Consider the following 17,785-nt stretch of genomic DNA (forward strand, 5'->3'; position numbering starts at 1 on the left):
CGGCTTTTTCCTGTGCGGGCCCGTTTGCCGGACGGCATGGGTTGCCCGTGATGCGCGCAGGACACGCGGCGCGGACGCGTTCAAGGCAACAGGCCTGGAACGCCCGCGTTCGTGCTCGCTAGCGGCGCGCGTCGATGTAGGGCCGCGCCTGCAGGATGATGATCCTGTCGCCGACCACCGCCCATTCGATGTCCTGGTCGACCTGGCCCAGGCGCTGCTTGACCTGCCGGCCCACGGCGGCCAGCCGCGCCACCAGCGCGTCGTTCAGCACCTGGCGCGCGTCCGCCGCGATCGGCACTTCGCGCACGCCGCCGCCGGCGTCGGCCACCAACTGCGTGTCCTCGGCCGAGCGGCTCAGCACCTGCACCGCCTTGGACCAGCTCGAATACATCACCTGCTCGGCCTGGCGCTTGCCTTCCACCACCTTGATGCCCAGGCCGCGCTTGGCCGAGATGTAGGTCACGTAGCGGCGGCTGGCGTCGAACGGGTCGCGCGTGATCATGACGCCGGAGCTGTCGGACGGCGCCGCCAATTGCACCAGCACGGCCATCACCACCGCGTCCTGGGGGATGCCCGCCGCGCGCCGCGCCTCGTAGGCGTCGAAGTTGTAGACCGAGGCCCACACGGTCTGCACCGCCTTGGCCAGCGCGTCAAGCTGGGTGACGTTGGGCACGGTGGTGTACAGACCGGCGCCGCTGAAGCCGGGCAGGTCCTCGGAATTGGACGAGCTGCGCACGAACACGCCCGCGCCCTTCAGGCGCGATTGCCACAGCGCCTGCCAGGATTCGGCCTGCGCCGGGTCGACGGCGGCCTGCATGATGTCCTGGCGCAGGGCCGCCAGTTCCTTGCGCCGGACTTCGGCGTCGGCCACGAAGTCGGCGCGCTGTTCCAGCGCCGCCACCCGTTGCGCCACGTTCAGCCGCTGCATGAAGGCGGCGTATTGCGCGAACGGGATGCAGAAGCCGTCCGGCACGCTGGCGGCCGGCGGCAATGCGGAGCGGAGCGCGCCCAGGTTGGCGGCCTTGACGCCGCAATGGCGGCTGTCGCGCACCGCCAGGGCATCGAGCGGCTTGAGCGCCTGCACCGTCAGGTCCGGCTTGGGCAGTTGCGCGCGCGGCTTGGGCGGCGTGGCCGGCGGTTGGTTGGCGGGCTTGTCGCTGGGCCGCACCTGGTAGTCGTTGCCGCTGACAGTCAGCGTGACCCACTGGCCGTCGTACTGGCGCAGTGCGGTGGTGGCGTCGCGCACGTAGGCGTTGGGAATGCCCCAGCCCTTGGCCAGCAGGTTGACGTGCGACAGCAGCGTGGACGGGCGCTGCGTGATCAGGCCGGCCACGGGCGGGATGGCGATCGGCACTTCGTCCAGCACCACGATGTCGTCGCGCTTGAGGTCGGGCGTGGCCTCGACCGAGGCGACGATGCGCAGTCGGCCCTGCGCGCTGCCGGGGTTCAGCGGCAGAAACGCCTGTTCGCGCAGCAGCGCTTCCTGGGTCACAAAGGTCAGGCCGGCGGTAGCGGCGGCCTGTTCGTGCAGCGTCGAGTTGGTCTTGAAGCGGACCGGGGCATAGAAGCTTTTGGCGACCACCTCGTCGGCCAGCTTCAGCAGTTCGGGGGTGAGGCGGTCGCCTTCCCAGAATTCATAGGTGTAGCCGGGCAGGTCGCGCTGCCAACTGAGGGTGCCGAACAGCAGGCGGCGGTTGGGATCCTTGTATTGCGCGGTCAGCGCGGCCTTGTCCTTGCCGGGCAGCAGGCGGCGCTCGCGCGCGAAGGTCTCGTGCAGGCCGTAGCGCGGCGTGTCCAGGTAATGGATGCGGTTGCCGCGCTGGCGGTCGATCACGAACAGCACGTGCGGGATTTCCAGCGGCGTGCCGGCGTTGTAGACGCGCGCCAACTGGCGGAACGCGGCTTCGTCGTCGATCCGGGCCATGAAGGCGGGACCGCCGCGGCGCGCGTCCTCGGCCTTGCGCGCCGCGATCTCCTCGGGGGTCAGCGGCCGGGGGGCCCTGAAGGGCTCGATGACGTTGTTTTCGTACGGCGACGGCTTGCGCGCCGTCTGCGCCTTGGCGGCGGGGAGGAGGGCGGCAAGCGCCAGCAGGCAGGCGGTCGTCAGGATGGCCGGACGGGACAGGGGCGACGGAAACCAGGACGCGCGCAGGGCTGGCATGGGGGAGGGGCTGAGTGGAAAAGCGCCCATCATAGCGAACCCCTCCCCGCCGCTCGTGCGAGATCGGAAACGAGGAATGACACGCCGTGACAGGTAATTTGCGTAGCGTGGCCACAAAAGAAAACGGCCCCGGAAATCCGAGGCCGCTTGTTTTCCCGCCAGGGAATCGCCGGCGTGTTACGCCGCCGTTTCCTGCAGCACGCGGCGGGCTTCCTCGGCCACGCGTTCGGGGGCGGTGCCGCCCACGTGCTTGCGCGCGGCGACCGAGCCTTCCAGCGTCAGCACCTGGTGCACGTCGTCGCCGATGGTCGGGTGATAGGCCTTGAGTTCGTCCAGCGACAGGTCGGCCAGGTCGCAGCCGCGCTGTTCGCAGTCGCGCACGGCGTGGGCCACCACTTCGTGGGCATCGCGGAACGGCACGCCGCGCTTGACCAGGTAGTCGGCCAGGTCGGTCGCGGTGGCGAAGCCCTGCAGCGCGGCGGCGCGCATGTTGTCGGCCTTGACCTTGATGCCGGCGGCCATGTCGGCGAAGATCGTCAGCGTGTCGCGCACGGTGTCGACGGTGTCGAACAGGCCTTCCTTGTCTTCCTGGTTGTCCTTGTTGTAGGCCAGGGGCTGGCCTTTCATCAGGGTCAGCAGGGCGACCAGGTTGCCGTTGACGCGGCCGGTCTTGCCCCGCGCCAGTTCGGGCACGTCGGGGTTTTTCTTCTGCGGCATGATCGAGCTGCCGGTGCAGAAGCGGTCGGCCAGGTCGATGAAGCCGACGCGCGGGCTCATCCACAGCACCAGTTCTTCGGACAGGCGCGAGACGTGCGTCATGATCAGCGCGCCGGCGGCGCAGAACTCGATGGCGAAGTCGCGGTCGGAGACGGCGTCGAGCGAATTGCGGCAGACGCCGTCAAAGCCCAGGGTCTTGGCGACGCGTTCGCGGTCGATCGGGAACGAGGTGCCGGCCAGGGCGGCGGCGCCCAGCGGCAGGCGGTTGACGCGGCGGCGGCAGTCGGCCAGGCGCTCGGCGTCGCGGCCGAACATCTCGGCGTAGGCCAGCAGGTGGTGACCGAACGTGACGGGCTGGGCCACCTGCAGGTGGGTGAAGCCCGGCATGATGGTGGCGGCGTTGTCCAGCGCCACCGTGGCCAGCGCGTGGCGCAACTGGCGCAGCAGGTCGATCAGGGTGTCGATTTCGCCGCGCAGCCACAGGCGGATGTCGGTGGCCACCTGGTCGTTGCGCGAACGGCCGGTGTGCAGGCGCTTGCCGGCATCGCCGACCAGCTCGACCAGGCGCTTCTCGATGTTCAGGTGCACGTCTTCGAGGTCGAGCAGCCACTGGAAGCTGCCGGCGTCGATTTCCGACAGGATCTGGGTCATGCCGCGCTGGATGTCGGCCAGGTCCTGGGCGCCGATGATGCCCTGGGCCGCCAGCATGTCGGCGTGCGCCAGCGAACCCTGGATGTCGACGCGCGCCAGGCGCTTGTCGAAGTCCACGGACGCCGTGTAGCGTTTGACGAGTTCGGAAACCGGTTCCGAGAACCGGGCGGACCAGGCCTGCGCCTTGTTGGCGAACTGGTTTTGATCGGGGGAGGGAGTGTTTGCCATGATGGCGGGGATTATAGGGCCTGCCTCGGGCGCCTGACGAATCCGGCGCGACGCTGTTGCGGCTGGAAACGCGCGGCGGCGCGAGTTGTCGGATAATTCAGGGTCATATCCGGCGGTCCACGGCGTTTTTCCATCGCCGAGCCGCCTCAGGATGAAACACGCCCCTCCGGGGGCGGCACGCCCAAGGCGGCGGGGCTTTCCCCGGCGGCTGTCGGCGCCTTCCCACTTAGTCACCTGAAAGAGAGCACACGACCTATGCCCATGGAATGGGAACAGCTGGCCACCGAACTGGATACCTATATGCCGCACCAGCCGTGGGCGCAGACGCTGGTCGGCATCGGCGTGCTGATCCTGACGGCGTTGTTCGTCCAGTGGGTGGTCGCGCGGGTGGTGCTGCTGCTGGCGCACCGGCTGCTGGTGGTCAGCGGCCACGAGGACTGGGACAAGGCGCTGCAGCGCCGTCGCGCCTACCAGAACCTGTGGTACGCGGTGCCGTTCGCGGTGGTGTCGGTGGGCATCGAACTGGTCCCGCACGTCGAGAAGGCGGCCACGCTGGTCGGGCGGCTGGCCCACGCCGGCGCCTGGATCTGCGTGTTCGTGGCGTTTTCCGGGGTGCTGAGCGCCTGGCAGGACACCTATTCGGCCACCACCCGGGCGCAGACCCGCTCGATCAAGGGCTATATCCAGATCAGCAAGCTGATCCTGATGGCGGTGTGCACCGTGTTGGTGCTGTCGATCCTGATCGACCGCTCGCCGCTGTGGATGATCTCCGGCCTGGGTGCGCTGTCGGCGGTGCTGCTGCTGGTGTTCAAGGACACGCTGCTGTCGCTGGTGGCCAGCACCCAGCTCACCAGCAACGACATGCTGCGCATCGGCGACTGGATCGAGATGCCGCAGTCCAACGCCGACGGCTTCGTCAAGGACATCGCCCTGCACACCGTCAAGGTGCAGAACTGGGACAACACCGTCACCACGGTGCCGACCTATAAGCTGTTCTCGGAAAGCTACCGCAACTACCGCCACATGTTCGAGTCGGGCGGCCGGCGCATCAAGCGCACCCTGCGCATCGACGCCAGCAGCGTGCGCTTTCTGACCGATGAGGAAGCCCAGCAGTTGATGCGCTTCCGGCTGCTGCACGACTACCTGCGGGTCAAGACCCAGGACATCGCCCAGGCCAACCAGACCATGGGCGAGCTGGCCAGCGTGCCGGCCAACCGCCGCCGCCTGACCAATATCGGCACCTTCCGCGCCTACGGCCTGGCCTACCTGAAGCAGAACCCCGAGGTGCGCCAGGACATGGCGATGATGGTGCGCATGATGGAACCCACCGCCGATGGCATTCCGGTCGAGGTCTATTGCTTCACCGCCGTCACCGCCTGGGTCGAGTACGAACGCATCCAGGGCGACATCTTCGACCATCTGCTGGCGATCCTGCCGGAACTGGGCCTGCGGCTGTACCAGCAGCCGTCTGGCGCGGACATCGGCGCCATGGGCAGCTACCTGCGCGAGGGCGCCGTCCAGGCGGCGCTGGCGGCCGAAGGCGCGCATCACCGGGCCGATCCGGAGCGCCTGGCGCCGCCGTCCGGCGCATGACGCCGTGAGATAATCGCCAGGTAGGATTCCCGGGGCCTGCAGCAGGCCCGTTTCGTGCAGTTCCGTATCAAGGCGCCCCAGGCGATGGATCCGATGTCGAACCCGTTCTTCAACCTGTATTCCCATGGCTTCGCCCGGGTCGCCGTGGGCGTGCCCGAGTGCAAGGTCGCGGACCCGGCCTTCAACGCCGCGCAGACCATCGCGCTGGCGCAGCAGGCGGCCCAGGGCGGCGCCGTGCTGGTGGCGTTCCCCGAACTCGGCCTGTCCGCCTATACCTGCGACGACCTGTTCCACCAGAAGGCCCTCCTGGACGCCTGCGAGGCGGCGCTGGACCAGGTGGCGCGGGCCACGGCCGAGCTGGATATCGCGGTCATCGTCGGCGCGCCGCTGCGGGTGGCGCACCAACTGTACAACTGCGCCGTGGTCATCGCCGGCGGCCGCATCCTGGGCGTGGTGCCCAAGAGTTTCCTGCCCAACTACAGCGAATTCTACGAAGCGCGCCAGTTCAGCGCGGCCGATTGCGCCGTCGCCACCGAGATCCGCCTGCTGGACCAGACCGTGCCGTTCGGCGCCGAGCTGCTGTTCCAGATGGAAAAGCTGCCGCTGTTCCAGTTCCACGTCGAGATCTGCGAAGACGTCTGGGTGCCGATCCCGCCGTCCTCGTTCGCGGCGCTGGCCGGCGCCACGGTGCTGGTGAACCTGTCGGCCTCGAACATCGTGGTCGGCAAGTCGGCCTACCGCCACCAACTGGTGGCGCAGCAGTCGGCGCGCTGCCTGGCGGCCTACATGTATACCTCGGCCGGCCGCGGCGAGTCGTCCACCGACCTGGCCTGGGACGGCCAGGCGCTGATCTACGAAAACGGCGAACTGCTCGGCGAATCCGAGCGCTTCCTGAACGAATCTCACCTGCTGTTTGCCGACGTCGACCTGGAGCGCCTGTCGCGCGAGCGCATGCACCAGACCACCTTCGGCCAGTCGGCGCGCCGTCACCGCGACGAAGTGCGCAAGTTCCGCCAGGTGCCGGTGCCAGTCGCGGCGCCGCTGGAGGACGCCGAGCTGCCGCTGGAGCGGCGCGTGGCGCGCTTTCCGTACGTGCCGGCCGACCCCCGGCGCCGCGATGAGCGCTGCAAGGAGGTCTACAACATTCAGGTGCAGGCGCTGGCGCAGCGGCTCTCGGCCAGCGGCATGTCCAAGGTGGTCATCGGCATCTCGGGTGGGCTGGATTCGACCCACGCGCTGCTGGTCTGCGCCCAGGCCATGGACACGCTGGGGCTGCCGCGCGCCAACATCCTGGCCGTGACCATGCCGGGTTTCGCCACCAGTACGCGCACGCTGCAGCAGGCGCGCCAGTTGATGGCGGTGGTGGGCTGCACGGCCTCCGAGGTCGACATCCGTCCGAGTTGCCTGCAGATGCTCAAGGATCTCGGCCATCCCTATGCCGCTGGCCAGCCGGTGTACGACATCACCTTCGAGAACGTGCAGGCCGGCGAACGCACCAACCACCTGTTCCGCATCGCCAATTTCAACAACGCCATTGTCATTGGCACCGGCGACCTGAGCGAGCTGGCGCTGGGCTGGTGCACCTATGGCGTGGGCGATCACATGTCGCACTACAGCGTCAACGCCAGCGTGCCCAAGACGCTCATCACGCACCTGGTGCGCTGGGTGGCCGAATCCGGCCGCCTGGGCGAAGCCGGCGCGGCGGTGCTGCTGGACGTGCTGGGCACGGACGTCAGCCCCGAATTGGTGCCGGGTGGCGATGATGGCAAGCCGACGCAGAAGAGCGAAGACACGATCGGGCCCTACGAGCTGCAGGATTTCAACCTGTACTACACCTTGCGCTATGGTTTCGCGCCGACCAAGGTGGCGTTCCTGGCGCTGGCGGCCTGGCGCGACCGCGATGCCGGCGCCTGGCCGGAAGGCGGCCACGTGGCGCGTAACCAATACGACCTGGCGGCGATCAAGCGCAACCTGAAGATCTTCCTGGACCGGTTCTTCCGTCTCAGCCAGTTCAAGCGCACCTGCGTGCCGAACGCGCCCAAGGTGGGCTCGGGCGGGTCGCTGTCGCCGCGCGGCGACTGGCGCGCGCCGAGCGATTCGGAGTCGGCGGTGTGGATGCGCGACGCCGACCGGATTCCCGACCAGACGCCGCCGGCCTGACCGGTCTGCGGGTTTTCCCGGCAGGCGAGGCGCCGGGCTTGGCGGGCCGGGCGCCGGTGGTATTCTCTCAATCATTGTGCCCTGGTCCGATATGTACCCCGGGGCGCCGCAACAGATCGAACAATCAGGACGACCAACGTGAAACAAGTCACCGCCATCATCAAACCCTTCAAGCTCGACGAAGTCCGCGAAGCGCTGGCCGAGGTCGGCGTCAGCGGGCTGACCGTGACCGAAGTGAAGGGGTTCGGGCGCCAGAAAGGGCATACCGAGCTCTACCGCGGGGCCGAATACGTGGTGGATTTCCTGCCGAAGATCCGCGTCGAGGTGGTGCTGCCGGATGACCAGGTCGAGGCGGCGATCGAGGCGGTGGTGAAGGCGGCCCGTACCGGCAAGATCGGGGATGGCAAGATCTTCGTGACGCCGGTGGAGCAGGCGATCCGGATTCGGACGGGGGAGAGCGACGAAGAGGCGCTTTGAATTTGCGCTGGGTTTGCTCGGGTTGACTGTCGGGGGGATCGTTATGGTCTCCCCGAAGTTTTTTGGGGCGGGTGGTTGCGTTCTTGAGGCGCCCGGCGCGCAGGCGCAGCGGGTGCGGGCGCCAACGATTGCGGTCCGGAGCGTTCGCTCCGGACTGCCCCTTCGTCATCTTCGTTGTCGCCTTCGGCGACTGCCTTCAGATTCCCTCGGTCGCATCGACGGCGCCCGCACCCGCTGCGCCTGCGCGCCGGGCTCCCACCTTTGAGAAATGAAGCGCTGCTGCGGCGGCTGCCTGCGTGGGGGGGGGGCGGGGCCCGCCCGGGACGGCCGCGCGGGCGGCCGTCCCGGGCATACGCGGTGGCGGGGCGTGGGGAGGGGGGCGCTTCGCGCAGGGGGCAAGAGAGAGGGGATGGGAGGACGGCGGCTTTTGGGGCGCTGCTATTTCTTTGGTGCACGGGCCTTTCTGCTTGTTTGCGCGCGGCTGCTTCGTTCGCTGCGTTGATGTGCCTGCTGGCGTTCGTGTTTGATCTGTGAGGCCCGCGGGTGGACGCGGGCCTTTTCCTTTTGTGCGTCTAGCGGATCAGTTGATTCATTTCGAGGATCGGCATCATCACGGCCAGCACGATCAGCAGGACGAAGCCGCCCATCAGCAGGATGAGGGCGGGTTCGAGCAGGGCGGTCATGGCCATGGCGCGGCGTTCGAGGTCGCGTGAGAGGTTCTGCGCGCCGCGGTCCAGCAGTTCGGGGAGCTGGCCGGTCTTTTCGCCGCTGGCGATCAGGTGGATGAGGAGCGAGGGGAAGGCTTTCTGCGCGGCCAGCGAGGCTGACAGGGAGGCGCCTTCGCGCACGCGCGCGGCGGCTTCGTCGACGGCGCCGCGCAGGACGTCGTTGCCGAGGGTGCGGCGGGCGGCGTCGAGGGCGGTGAGCAGGGCGACGCCGCTGCCGCAGAGGATGGCCAGGGTGGAGGCGAAGCGGGCGGCGTTGACGCCGAGCACGAAGCGGCCGGCCAGGGGCAGGCGCAGGACGCGGGCGTGCCAGGCGCGGCGGGCGGCGGGCGCGCGCAGGGAGTAACGCCACAGCACGATGGCCAGCGCGATGACGGCGCCGGTGGCCAGGCCCCAGTCGCGCACGTAGTCGGACAGCGCCAGCATGATGCGGGTCAGCACCGGCAGTTGCTGCTTGGCGTGGTTGAAGGCGGATACCACCTGCGGCACGACGTAGCCCAGCAGGAAGATCACGATGATGACGGAGACGCAGGCCACCACGGCGGGATAGATGAACGCCGTCATGACCTTGCTGCGCAGCGTGTTGCGTTCTTCGATGTAGTCCGCCAGTTTCTCCATGACCTGCGCCAGGTCGCCGGATTCCTCGCCGGCGCCGATCAGGGCGCGGTAGATCTCGGGAAAGTCGCGCGGGCGCGAGGCCAGCGCGGCGGACAGGCGATGGCCGGCGCGGACATCGTCGCGCACGCCTTCGAGCGTGGCGGCGATGTGCTTCTTCTCGGCCTGTTCGAGCGTGGCGCCGAGCGCGGCGTCCAGCGGCAGGCGGGCGGCCAGCAGGCTGGCGAGCTGGCGCGTGAGCCAGGCCAGGTCGGCATCGGACAGCCGCGTGCGCAGCGCGGCGCCCAGGCCTTCGACGCGCGCGGCGGGGGTGGTGGACAGGGGCAGCAGGCCGCGGCCGCGCAACTGGTTGCGGGCGCCGCGTTCACTGTCGGCGTCGATCGTGCCGTGCACGATCTTGCCGAGCGCGTCAGTCGCTTCGTAACGGAAGGATGGCATGGTGGGAAGGTGGCTCGGGGTCGCCGCCGATTGGCGGAAAGGCCCGTAAATCAAGGCTTTGCAGCCCGTCACCTTGCCTCTGGATTATGACCGTAGTGTTGCAGTGTCACCCCGTATACTCCGACGCGCTTTCACGTTTTTTCACACGACTTCACGTCTCAGGCACATCTCGTCATGCGTCATCTCGCGCAACTCAGCCTTGCGGTCTTGCTAGCGGCAAGCCAACTCGGACCCGCGGCCAGTCTGGCCCATGCTCAACAGGCGGACAATCGTGTCAGCCTGAACTTCGTGGACACGGACATCCCCGCCGTGCTGCGTGCGCTGTCGCTGTTCACCAAGCGCAATTTCCTGGTGGATCCGCGCGTGAAGGGCAAGCTCACGCTGGTGTCGGACCGACCGGTCGATAGCGGACAGGCGCTGTCGATGTTGACCGGCGCGCTGCGGTTGCAAGGCTTCGCGATCGTCGATGTGGACGGCGTGACCCGCGTGGTGCCGGAGGCCGACGCCAAGCTGCAGGGCAGCGCGGTGGTGGGCGATCCGCGCCCGGCGCCCGCCGCCGGCGGCGCGGGCAAGGCGCCGGTGCCGGTCGCGGACTTCGCGCGCGGCCGCTCGGGCAATAGCGGCGAAATGCTGACGCGGGTGTTCCCGCTGAAGTACGAGAACGCGGCCAACCTGGTGCCGGTGCTGCGCCCGATGGTGCCGCCCAACAACCCGATCAACGCGTATCCCGGCAACAATACGCTGGTGGTGACGGACTATGCCGACAACCTCGACCGCATCGCGGCCGTGATCGCGCGCATCGACGTGCCCAGCTCGATCGATACCGACGTGGTGCCGGTGCGTTCGGGCATCGCCTCCGACATCGCCATCCTGGCGTCGCAATTGCTTGACACGCAGAGCAGCGACCCGACCCAACGCATCGCGGTGGTGGCCGACCCGCGCAGCAACAGCGTGCTGGTCCGCGCCGGCAGTCCGGCGCGCACGCGCCTGGCGCGCGATCTCATCACCAAGCTGGACGCGCAGCAGAACCGCGCCGGCAACCTGCACGTGGTCTACATGCGCAACGCGCAGGCCACCCGTATCGCCGAGGTGCTGGGCGGGCTGCTGGCCGGTCAGGCCAATTCGGCGCCCGGCGCCAACACCGCTGGCGCGGGCGGCAATTCCGGACAGGCCGGCGGCAATCGCCCGTCGCAATCGTCCGGTGGCGGCGCCAATCCCGCTTCGGGCCTGGGCATGTCGTCCAATACGCCAAATGGGTCCGGCAATGGCAAGGGCGGCCTGTCCGGCGACCAGGACCGCATCGCGCGGGATGACTCGGGCAATCAGGCCGTGTCCTACTCCGCCGGCGGCGCGACGATCCAGGCGGATCCGGCCACCAACTCGCTCATCATCGCGGCGCCCGAGCCGCTGTACCGCAGCCTGCGGGAAGTGATCGATCAGCTCGACCAGCGCCGTGCGCAGGTGCTGGTCGAAAGCCTGATCGTCGAGGTCAGCGAGCAGGCGGCGGCCGAATTCGGCATCCAGTGGATGACCGGTGCCGGCAACATCAACAGCGGCGGCACCAGCTTCATCGGCGGCACCAACCTTGGCGGCAGCGGCCTGTCGGGCAAGGGCCCGACCTCGATCGACGCGCTGGGCGGCGGCCTGAGCCTGGGCGTGGTCAAGGGCACGGTTGACGTGCTTGGCAACAAGGTCATCAACCTGGGCGTGCTGGCCCGCGCGATGCAGAACAGTGGCGAAGCCAACATTCTGTCCACGCCGAACCTGCTGACGCTGGACAACCAGTCTGCCAGCATTCTGGTGGGCAAGACGGTGCCTTTCGTGACCGGCCAGTACGTCACTAGCGGCAGCAATGGCAGCTCCAACCCGTTCCAGACCATCCAGCGCGAGGACGTCGGCCTGAAGCTGAACATCCGGCCGCAGATTTCCGAAGGCGGCGCGGTCAAGCTCGACATCTATCAGGAAGTCAGCAGCATCGACGAGAGCAGTTCGTCGGCGACCACCGGCATCGTCACCAACAAGCGCGCCATCGACACCAGCGTGCTGATCGACGATGGCCAGATCATCGTGCTGGGCGGCCTGCTCGAAGACAACGTGACGCTGACCTCCAACAACGTGCCGGGCCTGAGCTCGATTCCGGTGCTGGGCTCGCTGTTCAAGTACGACAGCCGCAAGCGCACCAAGACCAACCTGATGGTGTTCCTGCGGCCCTACGTGGTGCGCGATGCGCGCCAGAGCGCGGGCGTGACGATGGACCGCTACGACTACATGCGCCGCGCCCAGGGCGGCGCGCAACCGGGGGACCACTGGCTGCTGCCGAACATGCAGGCGCCGATGCTGCCGCCGCCCGGGTCGGCGCCGTCGGTGTCCAACAATGCCTATGACATGCGTCCCGACCAATTGGCCGAGACCATGCGGCGTCCGCCGCCCACGACGGTCGAGTCGTTCGCGGTGCGCCAGTACCCGGCGGCGCGCCAGACCAGCGATCCGGCGCAGCCGATCCGCGCCAGCCTGCCGCTGGGAGTGAGCGTGGCGCGCGATCCGTCCTCGCTCTACGGCGAAGCCGAGAGCGCCAGCGCGACGCTGCAGTTCGCCTCGGTCAAGACGCGCGCCGAGGCCGACCGCATCGCCCAGCGGGTGCAGGCCAGCGGGCTGCAGGCCTACGTTCAGACGGGGCCGGGCGGCATGGGCTACGTGGTGCGCAGCCAGGTGTCCAAGGACCCCGGCACGATCTCCACCGCGACGGCGCTGCTCAAGGAACTGGGCTTCAAGGGCGAACTGGTCTCGCATCTATGAGCGCGCATCCCTTGCCCTACGCCTGGGCGCGCGCGCAGCGGGCGGTGCTGTCGCTGCGCGCCGGCCACGCGCAATTGACGGTCAGCCCGCGCACGCCCGAATGGGCGGTGCGCGAGATCCAGCGCTGCCATGGCGACATCGCCGTGGCGCGGGTGGACGACGACGCCCTGGAAACGCTGCTGGCGGCGGCCTACAGCCACGCCGAGGACGCCGCCTCGGTGATGGGCGTGGCCGAGAACGAGATCGACCTGGACCGACTGCTGCAGGACATGCCCGAGGTTGCCGACCTGCTGGATGCGCAGGACGACGCGCCGGTGATCCGCATGATCAACGCGCTGTTCGCGCAGGCGGCGCGCGACGGCGCCAGCGATATCCACATCGAGCCGTTCGAGACCCATTCGGTGGTGCGCTACCGGGTCGACGGCACGCTGCGCGACGTGGTCTCGCCGCGCAAGGCGCTGCACGCGGCGCTGATCTCGCGCATCAAGATCATGGCCCATCTGGACATCGCCGAAAAGCGCCTGCCGCAGGATGGCCGCATCGCGCTGCGGGTAGGCGGCCGGCCGATCGACGTGCGCGTCTCGACCCTGCCCACCGGGCATGGCGAGCGCGCGGTGCTGCGCCTGCTGGACAAGGAAGCCGGCCGCCTGCGGCTGGAGAAGCTGGGCATGGCGCCCGGCGTGCTGCGGCAACTGGACCGGCTGATCCGCCAGCCGCATGGCATCGTGCTGGTGACCGGCCCGACCGGCAGCGGCAAGACCACCACGCTGTACGCCGCGCTGAGCCGGCTGGACGCCTCCACCAGCAACATCCTGACCGTGGAAGACCCGATCGAGTACGACCTGCCCGGCATCAGCCAGACCCAGGTCAACGCCAAGATCGACATGAGCTTCGCGCTGGCGCTGCGCGCCATTCTGCGCCAGGATCCGGACGTCATCATGATCGGGGAAATCCGCGACCTGGAGACCGCGCAGATCGCGGTGCAGGCGTCGCTGACGGGCCACCTGGTGCTGGCCACGCTGCACACCAACGACGCGGTGTCGGCGGTGACGCGCCTGACCGACATGGGGGTGGAGCCGTTCCTGCTGTCCTCGTCGCTGCTGGGGGTGCTGGCCCAGCGGCTGGTGCGCAAGCTGTGCGCAGCCTGCAAGAAGCCGTCGATGCGGGACGGTGCGAGGGTATTCCAGCCGGTGGGCTGCGAAGCCTGCAACCATACCGGCTACGCCGGCCGTTCCGGCATCCATGAACTGTTCACCGTGGATGACGAGGCGCGCCGCCTGATCCACGAAGGCAGCGACGAGCGCGAACTGCGCCGCGCCGCCAGCGCTGCCGGCATGTTCAGCATGCGCGAGGATGGCGCGCGCTGGGTCGAAAGCGGGGAGACCTCGCCGGAAGAGATCCTGCGGGTGACACGCGACGCCTAGCCGGCCACGCCATGGCGGCCGGGCCGTCCCTGCCAGCAGGCGGGGCGGTGCGGGTGTCGCGTGGCATGCAGCGCGCCGCGTGACCGGCGGCGGCCAATGCGCGCATGGCGCGCCCGTCGCGCCCGGCGCGGCGGCGTCACGGGCCGGGCGCGACGGGCGCAGCCGGCGCCGTTGCGCAGCGCGCCGTGAGGCGTTGCAGATCCGCCGTGGACAGCGCGCCGAGCTGTCCGTCGCAGATGTGGGCGGCGCGGGTCGCCACCGTGAATGGCAGGGCGCCGCCCCGGTTGCCGGCGGCGCGCATCAGGGCGAGGACATTGCCGCCCGGACGCAATACCGGCAGAGTGATGTCGTGGCGCCGCGCGAATTCCGTGGCGACGGCCGGTGTATCGGTGCTGACCAGCAGCACGGCCCACGCCGGATGGTCGGCGGCGAAGGCCTGCAGCCGCGGCAGCTCGGCGACGCACGGCGGGCAGTCGCGGCTCCAGAAATTGACCAGGACCGGGCCGTCCAGCGCCGCCAGCCGCACGAAGCGGTCGCCGGCCAGTGTTGGCAGCGAGAAGTCCCAGGCGCGCCCGGCCGGCAGAGGCGACCCCGGCGGCGACTGTGCGCCCGCCATGAGCGGCGCGGCGCACAGTGCCAGGCAGGCGTGCAGCAGCCCGCGGCGCATCAGAAGCTGATCTTGGTGCCGGCGTACAGGTAGCGCCCGCGGCTTGGCCCCCACAACTGCGTCACGTCGATATCGCCCGCGCTGTCGACGAACAGCGGGCTTTCCTTGTCCGACTGCTTGTAGTCGAACACGTTGTCGACACCGGCGTAGAAGGTGAAGTTCTTGTTGATGGCGTATTCGCCGCGCAGGTCGAGCGTGAAGAAACCGGGACTCTTGTCGCGCTTGGGCGTGCCGTCGAGGTTGTAACGGTTCGGGCCGTCCGAGCCGTCGCCGTGGAACTTGCGCAGGTTCATGGGGCCGGTCCAGACCAGCTTGGCGTTCAGGTCGAGGCTGCCGCGGTCGTAGTCGAGGCCGAGGTAAGCCTTGGCGTATGGCCGCGCGAAGATCAGCGAGCCCGCCGGGAAGCGGTAGTTGAAGCCTTCGGCGGCGGCCATGACCGACAGGGCGGGCGTGACCAGGTAGGACAGCGTCACGTCCACGCCTTGCACGATGACGGATTGCCGCGCGCTGCTGAACACCGTGATCGGGTCGCCGTTGGCATCTATCTGGCTCGGGTCGAGCATGGCGAAGTTCTTGATGCGGTTGTAGTTGTAGGAGCCGGTCACCGCCAGCCGGTCGTCGGCGTAGTTGAGCGCATAGCTGGCGTTCAGGGACTCCTCTGGCTTGGTGATCCGCCGGTCGATGCGGATGGTGTTGAGGATGCCGTGCTCCTGCTCGAAGAAGCTGGTGGGCGCGCGGAAGCCCTTGCCGATGCTGAAGCGGCTGGAGAGCTCGGCCGTGTGGTGATAGAGCGCGTTCAGGCGCGGCGAGGTGATGCCGCCGAAGACGTTGTGGCGGTCATAGCGCACGGAGCCATTGATTTCCAGCGCGTCGTCCAGGAAGGCGCGGTAGGCCTGCACGAACAGCGCGGGCGTGCGATAGGCATAGTCGTCGACGCCGCGCACGGCGGTGCCGTCTTCCATGCTGCCGTGGCTTTTCAGGTCTTCGTAGCGGAAGTTGGCGCCGGTGGTGGTCAACCAGCCGGCGATGGGCGTCTGCCAACTGGCTTCGGCGTAATACTGCTTCTGGCGGGCGATGTAGGTGGCCAGCTCGTAAAAGCTGTCCTGCTTGTGCTCTGCCGCGCCGACGGCCAGGCGCAACAGGCTGTCGCCGAAGTGCTTTTCACCGGTGGAGATGAACTGCACGCGATCCGTGAAGATGATCTCGGACATGCCGCCGCGGCCGCCGCGATCGCCGTCCGGGCCCTCGTCGTAGTCAACGATGGTGCCGTCTTCCGGCCTGACCCAGCCGTTGCGGTCGGGCGAGCCGTGTACGCCGCCGCTCCAGTTGAAGGGGTTGCCCGTGGTGCTGTGCTTGATGGCCGAATAATCGGCGCCCAGCGCGCCGCCGCCGCGCTTTTCGTTGACCACGTCGATCCGCCCGCGGACCTTGAAGCCGCCCGCGTCGTCCAGGAAGAAGCCGATGCCGCCCAGCCTGCGGTCGTAGCCGGTGTATTCCGAGATGCCGTTGTGGTCGGCGTCGACCGAGTCGTGCTTGTTGTAGTTGAGCGTGGCGGTGATGGCGCCGCCCTCGAACGGTCGCGCCAGGTAGGCGTCGCCCTGGCGCGAACCGTAGCTGCCGATCTGCGCGCGGGCGCGGTTCTCGGCCTCTGTGGGGCGCTTGGTGACGATGTTGACCGAGCCGGACAGGGCTTCCGGGGCGATCAGGCTGGCGCCTGCGCCGCGCGCGACGTCGATGCGCTCGACGCCGTAGACGCTGACGCTGTCCAGTCCATAGGCCGACGATACCGAGGAGAAGATCGGCACGCCGTCGATCATCATCGTGGTGTAGCGGCCGGGCAGGTTGTTCAACAGCACGTTGCGCACATTGCAGATCGAGCATTCCACCTGCACCGCGATGCCGGGATTCTTGTCGAGCGCTTCGTTGATGTTGGTGGCGCCGGCCTTGGCGATGGCGCGTTCACTGATGGATTCCGTCTTGACCAGTTCGTCGCGCAAGGCGCCGGGCCGCATCGAACCCTGGTTGGAGCGGTCGATGACGGTGATGGCGGGTAGCGTGGCGGTGTTGTCGGCGGCCGATGGGGCCTGGGCCTGGGCGGCGCCGGCGGTGGTCAGGGCCGCCGCCAGGGCGGCTAGCCGGAAACGGGACGGCGTGCGAGAGGAGAAGACGGAAGGCATGGCGGGAGGCATCGGGCGAACGGTTTCCTGGTGCGAACGATCGGGCGGCGGACGCAGCGCGTCCGCGCCGCGGCGCGTTCAGTTGATACAGGAGGGGACCGTGAGGCGGGATGGCATGCCCATGGGATGACGCGGATCTGTCGTGATGCAAAGAATTCAAAACGTTATGGTTTATGAAAATTTGCGTCAACGTCAGCCGGTCTGATAGTGAGCGGTGCGCCGCGGCGAGGGCGTCCGCCAGGGCCGTGACACTGAAACTACTTGCCGGTGCCGAAGACCACCACGTCGTCGCTGCGCCGGCCGAGGGTCGACATCAGGCCGTCGAGCGCGCTGCGCTCGGCCTCGCTGGTCCCGGCCGCGAAGGTCGCCTGGCCCTGAAAACGCACGCCGCGGGCATTGACGCTGCCCTGGCCTGTGACCGCCAGCGGACCGCTCTCGGTGCTGAGCGCCAGCGTGGCGCCGGCCCGGCCGTTGCCGCGCACCCGCAGTACGTAGGTGCCGACCGGGGCCACGGGTGACAAGGCGGTGGCGGCGTCGCGCCAGCGCAGTTCGGCCAGGGGCGCGTCGGGCAGGGCGCCGCCCAGGCGCAGCGTCTGCCAGTCGAGTTCCAGCGTGCCTTCGGGCGCCAGCGTGTTCCAGGGCGCGCCCAGCGCCGGCAACACCGTGGCGGGCAACCGCAGCGATTGTGCCGACAGCGACAGGCCGTCCCAGCCCAGGCCGGCGCGCACCGGTCCACGCAGCCAGGGGTGCGACAGTTCCAGCGTCAGCGATGACCAGCGCCACTGCCAGTGAAGGGCCAGCGGCAGCATGCGGCGCGCGCCGGGCGGGCCGAGCGCCAGCCAGGCGCTGCCGTTCCAGACGGTGCCGGCGGCGTCGGCCAGCGCCACCGGCGCGTCGGCGGGCAAAAAGGCCAGCAGCCAGCGCGCCGGCAGCACGGCGGCCGCGGCCGCGAGGGC

Annotated in this window: 11 protein-coding genes; 5 read left to right on the forward strand and 6 right to left on the reverse strand. The window is 68.8% G+C overall.

Annotated elements, in window-relative coordinates:
- Positions 1 to 118: 118 nt before the first annotated feature.
- Together HV783_RS07870 and argH are read right to left on the reverse strand one after the other, a co-directional pair.
- Positions 119 to 2,161 (reverse strand): PEP/pyruvate-binding domain-containing protein, encoded by a 2,043-nt coding sequence (locus HV783_RS07870; RefSeq protein ID WP_175188927.1) that lies wholly within the window; start codon positions 2,159 to 2,161, stop codon positions 119 to 121.
- A gap of 177 nt (positions 2,162 to 2,338) precedes the next feature.
- Complete coding sequence (argH, locus tag HV783_RS07875) at positions 2,339 to 3,757, reverse strand: argininosuccinate lyase (protein WP_006386379.1); 1,419 nt, start codon at positions 3,755 to 3,757, stop codon at positions 2,339 to 2,341.
- A gap of 261 nt (positions 3,758 to 4,018) precedes the next feature.
- On the opposite strand from argH, the gene HV783_RS07880 reads away from it, so the two are divergent.
- The 3 genes from HV783_RS07880 to HV783_RS07890 all read left to right on the forward strand — a co-directional run bounded on the left by HV783_RS07880 (position 4,019) and on the right by HV783_RS07890 (position 7,987).
- Positions 4,019 to 5,350, forward strand: a complete 1,332-nt coding sequence (locus HV783_RS07880) for a mechanosensitive ion channel family protein (protein WP_054504113.1) — start codon at positions 4,019 to 4,021, stop codon at positions 5,348 to 5,350.
- A gap of 93 nt (positions 5,351 to 5,443) precedes the next feature.
- Positions 5,444 to 7,510: an NAD(+) synthase gene (locus HV783_RS07885; protein ID WP_054504170.1), complete on the forward strand. Its 2,067-nt coding sequence runs from the start codon at positions 5,444 to 5,446 to the stop codon at positions 7,508 to 7,510.
- Between the two features lie 138 nt (positions 7,511 to 7,648).
- Complete coding sequence (locus HV783_RS07890) at positions 7,649 to 7,987, forward strand: P-II family nitrogen regulator (protein ID WP_006386376.1); 339 nt, start codon at positions 7,649 to 7,651, stop codon at positions 7,985 to 7,987.
- A 572-nt stretch (positions 7,988 to 8,559) separates the two neighbouring features.
- On the opposite strand, the gene gspF is transcribed toward HV783_RS07890, so the two are convergent.
- Positions 8,560 to 9,765 carry a type II secretion system inner membrane protein GspF gene (gspF, locus tag HV783_RS07895; RefSeq protein WP_175188928.1) on the reverse strand — a complete coding sequence of 402 codons (1,206 nt, stop codon included), beginning with the start codon at positions 9,763 to 9,765 and terminating at the stop codon, positions 8,560 to 8,562.
- A gap of 174 nt (positions 9,766 to 9,939) precedes the next feature.
- Here gspF and gspD point away from each other — a divergent pair, with 174 nt between their 5' ends.
- Both gspD and gspE read left to right on the forward strand, forming a co-directional pair.
- A complete protein-coding gene (gene gspD / locus HV783_RS07900) occupies positions 9,940 to 12,561 on the forward strand; it encodes a type II secretion system secretin GspD (RefSeq protein ID WP_054504115.1) in 2,622 nt (873 codons plus the stop codon).
- Complete coding sequence (gene gspE / locus HV783_RS07905; protein ID WP_054504116.1) at positions 12,558 to 13,985, forward strand: type II secretion system ATPase GspE; 1,428 nt, start codon at positions 12,558 to 12,560, stop codon at positions 13,983 to 13,985. The genes gspD and gspE overlap by 4 nt, the downstream gene beginning before the upstream one ends.
- A 136-nt stretch (positions 13,986 to 14,121) precedes the next feature.
- On the opposite strand, the gene HV783_RS07910 is transcribed toward gspE, so the two are convergent.
- The 3 genes from HV783_RS07910 to gspN form a co-directional block, all read right to left on the reverse strand.
- Complete coding sequence (locus HV783_RS07910; RefSeq protein ID WP_116793304.1) at positions 14,122 to 14,652, reverse strand: TlpA disulfide reductase family protein; 531 nt, start codon at positions 14,650 to 14,652, stop codon at positions 14,122 to 14,124.
- On the reverse strand, positions 14,652 to 16,829 hold the full coding sequence (locus tag HV783_RS07915; protein WP_081273374.1) for a TonB-dependent receptor plug domain-containing protein: 2,178 nt from the start codon (positions 16,827 to 16,829) through the stop codon (positions 14,652 to 14,654). Before HV783_RS07915 ends, HV783_RS07910 begins: the two co-directional genes overlap by 1 nt.
- 257 nt (positions 16,830 to 17,086) lie before the next feature.
- Positions 17,087 to 17,785 (reverse strand): type II secretion system protein N (gene gspN, locus HV783_RS07920; RefSeq protein ID WP_175188929.1); only part of this gene is annotated, 699 nt, incomplete at its 5' end.

This window comes from Achromobacter dolens (assembly GCF_902859745.1).
Classification (GTDB): Bacteria; Pseudomonadota; Gammaproteobacteria; order Burkholderiales; family Burkholderiaceae_B; genus Achromobacter; species Achromobacter dolens.